Raw genomic sequence first — 9,069 nt, 5'->3', positions numbered from 1 at the left:
TTCATAACCTTCCGCCATCCTCCCTTTAGCATCCTTCAGGAAAGCCTCAATCTCCTCCACGCGCCGGGAGGCTGAACCGAGCTTCAGAATCTCCTCCGCGCTTTTCGGCTTCGAAGTCTCCTTCCATGTAGCCCCGTCATATCCGCGTGCGTTGTAACATGAATAGTTGTGCCAGTCGAGATGCGCGGTATAAACCGATATTTTTGTATTTCCCAGATCCACCTCCGCCCGATAGATAGTCCCTGAATCATCCTTTAGAGGATAAACCGTTGAAAATTCTTTTATGGGAAACCTGCTTATAATCCCCGAATCCTCACTCGGATATGAATAGTATGCAACACCTTTGTCTCGCAGCGACCCGCATAGTTTACCGGTGAAATCCACGCCTCCATAATTACGGACCTCGCTGAGAGTGACGAAATCCGGCTTAAGCCGCCATATTTCATCCACAAGAGCCTCATATCCACCCTTGACCATCGTGCATTCCTGCCATATGTTGAGCTGAAGCATACTGAACACACGCTTGAGGCTCACCGCGAAACCTCCGGCACGCGCCATCCTTACCGGAATCACCGAGGCCGCCGTGACACGGCTTCTCTTTATCTCATACTTCTCCGGATTTGTAAAGCCGTCGCTGTCCGCTGCATCGGCATATATGGTACATTCATATTCCACACCTTCTGGCAAGAAATCAAACCTGAGTTCATAATCCCTCGCTTCCTCGTTGGTCACACCTCCCACAAACCAATTCTCGCTGTTCCTGTCTTTTCGCGCAACCACGATATAGTCTCCAGGCTCCGCATCGAGGTACCTGCTCTCGCTCCAGTCAACAGGCACATCCTTTATAAATTGGAAAGCATCCATATGCCTCTCATAATGTTCCGGCATATCAGCAGCCATCTGTATCGGGGAATACATCGTGAGATAAAGTCCTAACTGGTTGGCAATCGTGGCGCGTTTCCTTTTCCCCTGATAACCTGGCGCGAATGAAGTAATATCCATTCTGAATATACCCGGCGTGAAATCCATCGGGCCACCCTGCAGCCTCGTGAAAGGGAGGATTGTGACATGTCGCGGGGTCATCTCCGCATATTCCTGACCCATAGCGCTCTCGTTCGCCATAAGGTTGGGCCAGGTGCGGCAAAGTCCGGTGGGACGCACAGCCTCATGCCCGTTGACCATGATATGCTTTGCGGCGGCCTTCTCAACCGCGTTCTGATAATGGTTAACAATATCCTGGCTGTAATGGAATTCTCCCTTAGGCAATATCCTGCCAACATACCCGCTCTTCACCGCGTCATACCCATACCGGTTCATAAGGTCGTAGGCGGCATCAAGGTGACGTTCATAATTCCCCACCGATCCGGAAGTCTCATGATGCATCATCAGTTTGATTCCTTTCCCTTTCGCGTAACCGTTCAAAGCAGCGATGTCAAAATCCGGATAGGGGGTCACGAAATCAAATACATAATCCTTCTCCTTCCCGTACCAGTCTTCCCAACCTACGTTCCACCCCTCTATAAGCAACTGGTCGAAACCATGTCTGGATGCGAAATCTATATATCTCCTGACATTCTCATTGTTCGCGCCATGCCGTCCATGCGGTGTGGCCTTGGAATAATCGAAAGTTGCCAAGTCAAAATTCTCTGCTTTCGTATAGCTCCATCGGCTTTTACCCGTGATCATCTCCCACCATACACCCATGTATTTTATCGGGTGTATCCATGAGGTATCCTCAATCTTGCAGGCATCGTTCAGATTAAGAATCATGTTGGACGCCAGGATGTCAGTGGCTTTGTCGCTTACCATAACCGTTCGCCAGGGTGTCTTGAACGGAGTCGTCACATGCGCCGCCGTCCCGTCGGGACGAGGTGTCAGATGGGATTTGAAAGTCTTGCTTTTTCTATTATAGTCGAGATGCATGGCGGGAAAATTCACCAGCGCCGCCTCATGTATATTTACATATATTCCGGCATCCGTCTTCATCATAAGCGAAGTCTGCACCCCCTTGGAGGGCGGGATGGCACTGAGCCGCGACTCTGTGTATTCATATTCCTGCGAATCATAGTCGAGAGGAATCCACCATGCCGTATGGTCTCCTGCCATGGCAAACGAGGTCTTCTCCTCTTTCACGACAAGGAGGGAATCCTTACTCCCGGGGAATATATACCTGAACCCTATGCCGTCGTTGAAAGCCCTGAACTCTATGCTCATTCTCCTGTCCCCCTTCGACAGACCTACCACCATTCCGTTATAATTCTCACGTATCGAACTGTTCTCGCCCCATACCGGACTCCACACGCTGTCGCATTCGGTACGTGTGACACCGTCAACCTTAAATCCTTTGTCGAGCGAAGTCCCGGTTGCAAAGGAGAAACCCATCGGTGAAGTCCTGACAATTTCAGTCCCCTTGAAAGAGAGAGAATACGTAGGCACACCCTTGTTTGTCAAAGCGAACGAAACCTTCAGATTACCGTCAGGCGATTTTAGAAAAATGTCGCCCCAGACACCCAAGGCGACACATATCAATCCTAAAGCAATAAATATCTTTCTCATTATTCTTAGAAGTTGTCCGTTCCACAAAAGTAGTGAAATTTCTATAGATTGTTTAAAAATAAGCTCTTATCTGGAATGCAAATGCAACACCCGACTTGAGTATTCACTTTTGCGGTCATCGGGCACATCATGACGGTAAGGGATATCGAGACCATTGTCCATCAGGAACGCTCCGGAATAACTCTTCCCTTCAAAGGGCATCGGAGTGTCGTCGATACGGTTGAGTTCCGTGACGGTATACATTCTTTCCCTGTCGAGACCGTCAAGTTTAACCATCGGCAATATCTGCCCGGCAAAGGGTTCTGTCCTGTACCAGAACACCACGGCATCATCCTTCTGCGGCGACACATACATCAGCGAAGCCACGCCCAGACGATCGTATGGAGACACCAAACGGTAGAGATCGCCAAACTGGATAGTGCCACGCACTGACTTATAGTCCGCAATCGCCTGTCGGCATACATTCCTCTCCTCTTCCGTCATCTCTTTGGGCTGCAGCTCGATTCCGAGGCGTCCGCTCATCGCCACGTCCGCCCTGAATTTTATAGGCGTGCTCCGGCGTGTCTGATGATTCGGCGACGCGCTTATATGCGCCCCCATGGCTATGGCGGGATAAAAGTGCGACGTGCCCCATTGCATATAGATCCGTTGGAGAGGGTCGGTGTTGTCGCTGGTCCAGAATTCATCGAAATATCTGAGCACTCCCCAGTTGACGCGACCGCCACCGCCGCCACACGCCTGCATCACTATGTCGGGATGACGCTCACGCACCCTTTTGAGCACCTCCTCGAAACCTTTATGCCAGTCGATATATAGATGGCTTTGCTTCTCTTTTGAAAGATGCTGGGAGCCATGCATGTAGATGCCACTGTTTGAATCCCACTTGATATATTCAATTCCGGGATTTTCCTTAAGAATCCTGTCAACAACATCCACCGCGTAATCACGAACCTTGGGATTCGAGAAATCGAGAACAACCTGCGAGCCGCCGCGTCCTGCCACTATGTCGCGTCGCGAGGCTTTCAGAACCCAGTCAGGATGCTTCTCGTATATCTCGCTTGAGATATCTGCCATCTCCGGTTCAAGCCAAAGGCCGAAACCTACGCTGGCAACCCTTGCGCTGTCGGCAAGGGCATTCAGCCCGTGCGGCAGCTTGCGCCGGTCTGTCACCCAGTCGCCAAGTGCTTTCGAATCATCATTGCGTTGGTATTTACCTCCAAACCAGCCGTCGTCCATCACGAACAATTCGCCCCCGAGCGCGGCTGCATCCTTCATCATCGCAACCATCTTAGGTTCATCAATATCGAAATACACCCCTTCCCAACTGTTGAGCAGCACCTTACGCGGACTGTCTCCATGACGGAGAATATGCTTTCTTCCCCATCGGTGGAAATTGCGGCTCACGCCTCCTTTCCCTTCGAGACTGAACGTCATCGCAACCGGCGGTGTCACAAATCTCTCTCCGGGTTTGAGGCGATATGATGAATTGTCTGGGTTTATTCCCGCTCTAAAATGGTGATACCTGCCGGTATGGGTCTCTATGTCCATCACATAATTGCCGCTGTAGCACAATACCGCACCGATTGTGGCGCCATGCCGTTCATGCGGCGGTCCATCGAGAGAAAGCATCACCTCCGCCCGCGAGGTCTGCGAATTTCGGACACCATCCTTGTTCCTTATCCGCATCACCCCCGGCAGCAGCGGCTCCTCGACTATCCTCGACTCATTCGCCCAGGTTCCCGCCATATGGCTGACCCATACGTTGCCCATGTGGACCGGAAGATAAGCCGAGTCGTAATGCGTCAACAATACCTCTCCCTTCTCGCGACTGGTAATCTCTGTCCAGGTCTCAAAAACTTCGGAATCGGGATAGGTGCGGTAACACACATCCACGTCGAAAGGATATACGTCATCGGATGTCATGACCTTTGTCACAAAAGATCCCCCCGCACTGTCCGTCACGACATCCCTGACCACAAGACGGCTCGTCATATTGCCGTCAGAATGGACAACCCACAATGATGTCTCGTCATCCGGATATTTCCCGTAAGCCGCATATGCCTTGGCATCCGGAATACCGGCAGCAACGATTCCCGGAATCTCTTCCGCCCCAAGCCTTGTACCGTAGTATACGAACTTCAATTCCTCGCCCTTGTTCGCTTCAAGCACAAGAGAAGTGGAAGGAGTCTGCACATGCACAGTCTCCCCCGCAGCATTATGCGAAACGGCAAGGACTGTTAGCGATAGGATACTACATGCGCACCTTGACAGCCTTACCATCCTTGAGCATTATATAGATATTACCTTTGGCAGGAACCTTGACCTCCATACCGGTCAAATCAAAATAGCGTGGTTTACCAACTGTCTCCATCTCGATTGCAGACACTGCAGATGAAGTATCGGGAGCTGTTGTAATAACTACCTCTTTGCCCGGTTCACACGTAACCGTCGCCGTTCCTTCAACAACCGGCACTGTTTTACCCCCTACCGTAACCGCCTTCAAAAAAAAACCATCTTTGGATTTCACGATAATGACACGATTCGAGTCCGGGACGCGCACGGTATTGACACCATCCGCCAATGAGACCGGCGTTTCCTCCCCGTCAAGTGTCAGGGACGCCGCATTGGCATTGGCGATGCTGACCTTTACAGACAGTAGACCGTTTTCCACGACTCCCCAGTCTTCCACGTCACCGTCAACTCCGGCTTTCCCGTCAGCGGCATATACACAAGTAAATGAAGAACACAATAACGCTAATGCTAAGAATCTTTTCATGATATGATGTTTTTAGTTAAACAGCTTTTTATGCGGATGTACATATAAGGCGATTATAAGCATGAAACACACATACCTGTCAGCAGCATTCCAGAAAACTTGTTTAAAGAATGACCATCAGCGGTATTCCAGCCATGTCGTGGCTACGCACGGCTCATTCACCTTGAAGCGTATCCAGCGGGCCTGGAAGGCATCCGGGAAACGATGCAACAATGAATCTCCGGGGGAAACCTCAAAATCTCCATAATGCATCCAGTCCCCTTCCCCTGTCGGATCAGCCTCGATGGTAAATATCACCCTCTTGTCAGACTTGTGGGAAATATTGAGCACACGGTCATCATAGAAACCTATCAGGTAAGGTTCTGAATATTCTCCTGCAATAACATCCTTGTCAACCCACGGACCGCCATGACCTGTCGGCTTGCCGAGTTTCCACAGGTCATCGATTGAACCTGCCCATAGTGTCAATTTACCGTCATCAGATTTTATCAGACGCTCATTATCCGCGACGTTGCTTTCTGCCACACCTGTCATCACGAGCATCCCCCTGAACGACGCATAGTCGTTGATGTTAAGGTTATGGGAAGAAACCGGACGGATCTTTGCGAAACCGTCGGCATTCTCCGCAGGCAACTCATAGAATGTGCCGTGGACGTTTAACAAATCCCTTTCGGTTGCCACCTCCCGGCAAATCCTGAGCTTACGGCTTTTCGTCGGCGCCGTGAACGCCCTCTGTCCTAACGGAAGATTCCATTTGCGCCCCTTGTCATCGGTTATGGCTACAGACCCGGAAGTGATCTCCATTCCTGTCGATGAAACGGGAAGTTTCTCACGTATAAATGACTCTTTGGCTTTGTCATTCCTCTTTATGAGGTTCATGCCGCCATCAAGTTCATAATAGGATGTCCCGTTCTCCGTGGATGCGGCAATACCGAGTTTACGGCTGTCATTACCAAGACAATACAACAAACCCTCGGAATCGGGGGATTCCCCAATCTTCGCCAATCCGTTGAAGATGTCGGAGGACTTCTCTCCCCTCTTCTCCTCTCCTGAGAACGAGAACACCACGCTCCCTTTGGTTGATTTATCCGCAAACACGCGAATCCACTCCCCTTTGTCGGAAGAAGAGAATTCCACGAAACACGACCCCGAGGCAGGTACCGTTTCCTTTCTGAGTATCCCCTTCCCTTTGGAATCCTCCACTTCAAACGTAAACGTCACCGGCTCCCCGCCGTCATTACGGATCCAAGCACATCTTTTTGGCCACGCACCGAATAGGAAAGGCTCGCTAAACTCACCTGCGGATATTACCTCATTGAGCCACACCGCCCCGGCCGCGTTCACCGGTCCAAGATCCGTAAGCCTTTCGGGAGAAAGGAACCACAGATTGGAGTTGCTTTGTCCCGGACCGGCAATTCCCCCCTTGATTTTTCTTGTATTGAGAAACTCTTTCTTAGCGGAATCGTCACACCCGAAGACGAGCCTGTCGTTCCAACGCGTGAAATCACCGATAACCTTCAGATAGGCGGAGAGAGGACGGATACCTCCGGTCTCATCTTTACCGAATTTTTCGGGGAATTTCCAGAACATGCCATGCATGGTCATCAGCTTGAAAGGTGATTCAGGCGTCCCAACCTCACGGATACGCGGCCATTCGGTGTTCCAGCCGTGCGCGCCGTCATACGAATGACTCGCCTTCGGAAGCCTGTAAAAATCCCAGCCCCCGTTTTCACGCACACCAAGCAGGATTGATTTATAATCCCAGCCAAGTGCATATATAGGATCCGTCTCGGGCGAAGAATTCCCATTTATTCCACCGGGGCCTGTGACTTCAGTGAACTGGTTACGTCTCACAACCTTCCAGTCTTTACCATCCCATTCCGCAAGGCAACCCGAGGGGATATTGAATTTTTCCAATGCTTCGGGCACAGCTTCGCCATTATTGGAGAACACCATCACTCCTTGACCGCTATAAAGCCCTTTCCCGTGCGCACCGGGCAGCAGATCGTTCTGCGGGTTCACTCCGTTGTCATCGTGTTCTCCCGAATTTGCATCCGGATAAAGTTCCTTATGTTCCAAGGTATTGACATCAACTTCGTAGAAACCCTCCTCCATAGTGGCTATATACACCTTGTTCGCGGGGTCGGTAAGGTGACGCGCCACTCCGGTGTATCGTCCCTGGGCATCGGAATACGACAATGCCCTGACATTGCAGAGCGAGTCGATAAAATAGGGACCGATGATGAGTTGACCGCTTTCCTTATGAATCATGCGGTCAGCAGGCGTGCCTCCGATGCTTTCGGGACGCACCTTCACGGAAAGCGAATCGTCAATCTCATACAGCTTATCGCTTGATCCCCAGGGAAGATGCGGGCCGTAAGTTATCACCCAAAGTTTTCCCTGCCATGGCACAACAGCCCCTGTGCCACATTCACCTTCGTTATTATAATACGCGAGATGGAGATAAACGCCCCCGAACTGCGGATAACGCTCCCCATCACCGGCAACGGTTCCCATTCCGTTACATCCGGCAAGCATGCCGGACGCAACGAGAATGGAAACGACCTTACAAATTCCTTTTTTACCTTTACCTTTCATTGCTCAACCCAAAATTCTATGCTCCATGGTTTCAGCTTGGCTGTGACTGTTGAGGCGCCGCTGTTGGAGCCTATTTCCACATCCCTGCCGTTCTTGTCGAAACGGAAGCCTTTCATACTCTTCGCGCCGTCGAGCGTAACATCAAACTCGAACCAATCGTCAGAGCGGTTTGTCATTGCCATCACAAGTTTTCCTTCCGGGGTTTTCCACGCCATGATACGGTTGTCGTGGCGTTCCTCATCCTCCTCCACGTTATATCTGCGAGAATCCCAGGGCATATATTTCAGGAAACCTGCGATAGCGTTATAGTTCTGCCAGTTGAACTCCCAGTGCCCGTGGGCGAGCTCCGGATAATCATGACTTTCGTTGGCATATGACGGTCGCCACACTCCGAGACCGAAACCATCGCGGTTTAAGGTGTCATCAATGGGTTTCAATGCATGAAGCCAATACCATTTCGGAGATTCTATGAATGTCATCCAGTTCATGATAGACTGCGCGGTATTGACCATCAGCCACTCAAAAGTGGTGGCCTTCACCTGATCTGAGAAATATTCATACTCATTCTGGTATATCGGTTTATCCTGGCTGTTTGCCTTATAGCTGTCTCGGCGATCCATCACAAAATCCGAATTGTCTCCGATGCGGTGATACACCCAGGCATCCACATATTTGAGGAGCTGCGGGTTCTCCTGCCAGAGTTTGGGACCATAGGAACCGTTCTGACCGCTGTTCGTGTCATAGATTATTTCTATGTCGGAATCAAGGGCGCGGATTTTTGGAGCAATTTTGCCGAATACCTTCACAAACTGGTCTTCTGTATAATGGCAGTGCGCATAGCCCACCTCCGGATACATACATTCATTCTGCAATCCCCATGTAGAAACCTTGAAACCTTTGTCTTTCATATATTTCACGTCCTGAACGAGGGCATCAGTGAATTCCTCCAAGAAATCATCGTCAAAACTCTTCAAGGTGCCGTCTATGAAATTTCCATTAGATTTCCAGTATGGTGCCGGACTCCAGTATTCCATTGAGATTCCCTCCACTCCGGCATCCTTCATCAGCTGCACCATAGCCTCTGCCTGACCCTCCTTGCGTTCGATCATATTCTTATGGTCGGGAGTGACACCACGGAA

The 9,069-nt window shown here is 50.6% G+C and carries 4 protein-coding genes and 1 pseudogene; all 5 read right to left on the bottom strand.

The annotated features are described in order from the left end of the window. Positions 1-525: 525 nt before the first annotated feature. A pseudogene (locus tag JX312_RS05260) lies at positions 526-2,556 on the bottom strand (glycoside hydrolase family 97 protein); the annotation flags it as partial. A 66-nt stretch (positions 2,557-2,622) separates the two neighbouring features. Beyond that, positions 2,623-4,836: an alpha-galactosidase gene (locus tag JX312_RS05255; protein WP_204457287.1), complete on the bottom strand. Its 2,214-nt coding sequence runs from the start codon at positions 4,834-4,836 to the stop codon at positions 2,623-2,625. Continuing rightward, a complete protein-coding gene (locus JX312_RS05250; RefSeq protein ID WP_204457286.1) occupies positions 4,808-5,332 on the bottom strand; it encodes a hypothetical protein in 525 nt (174 codons plus the stop codon). Before JX312_RS05250 ends, JX312_RS05255 begins: the two co-directional genes overlap by 29 nt. 117 nt (positions 5,333-5,449) lie before the next feature. After that, positions 5,450-7,930 (bottom strand): hypothetical protein, encoded by a 2,481-nt coding sequence (locus tag JX312_RS05245; protein ID WP_370541473.1) that lies wholly within the window; start codon positions 7,928-7,930, stop codon positions 5,450-5,452. Then, positions 7,927-9,069, bottom strand: a 1,143-nt coding sequence (locus JX312_RS05240) for a hypothetical protein (protein ID WP_204457285.1), incomplete at its 5' end; no start/stop codon positions are given. The genes JX312_RS05240 and JX312_RS05245, both read right to left, overlap by 4 nt.

This window comes from Barnesiella sp. CU968 (assembly GCF_905219685.1).
Lineage (GTDB): Bacteria > Bacteroidota > Bacteroidia > Bacteroidales > Muribaculaceae > Lepagella > Lepagella muris_A.
This window is presented reverse-complemented; position numbering and strand designations above follow the sequence as displayed.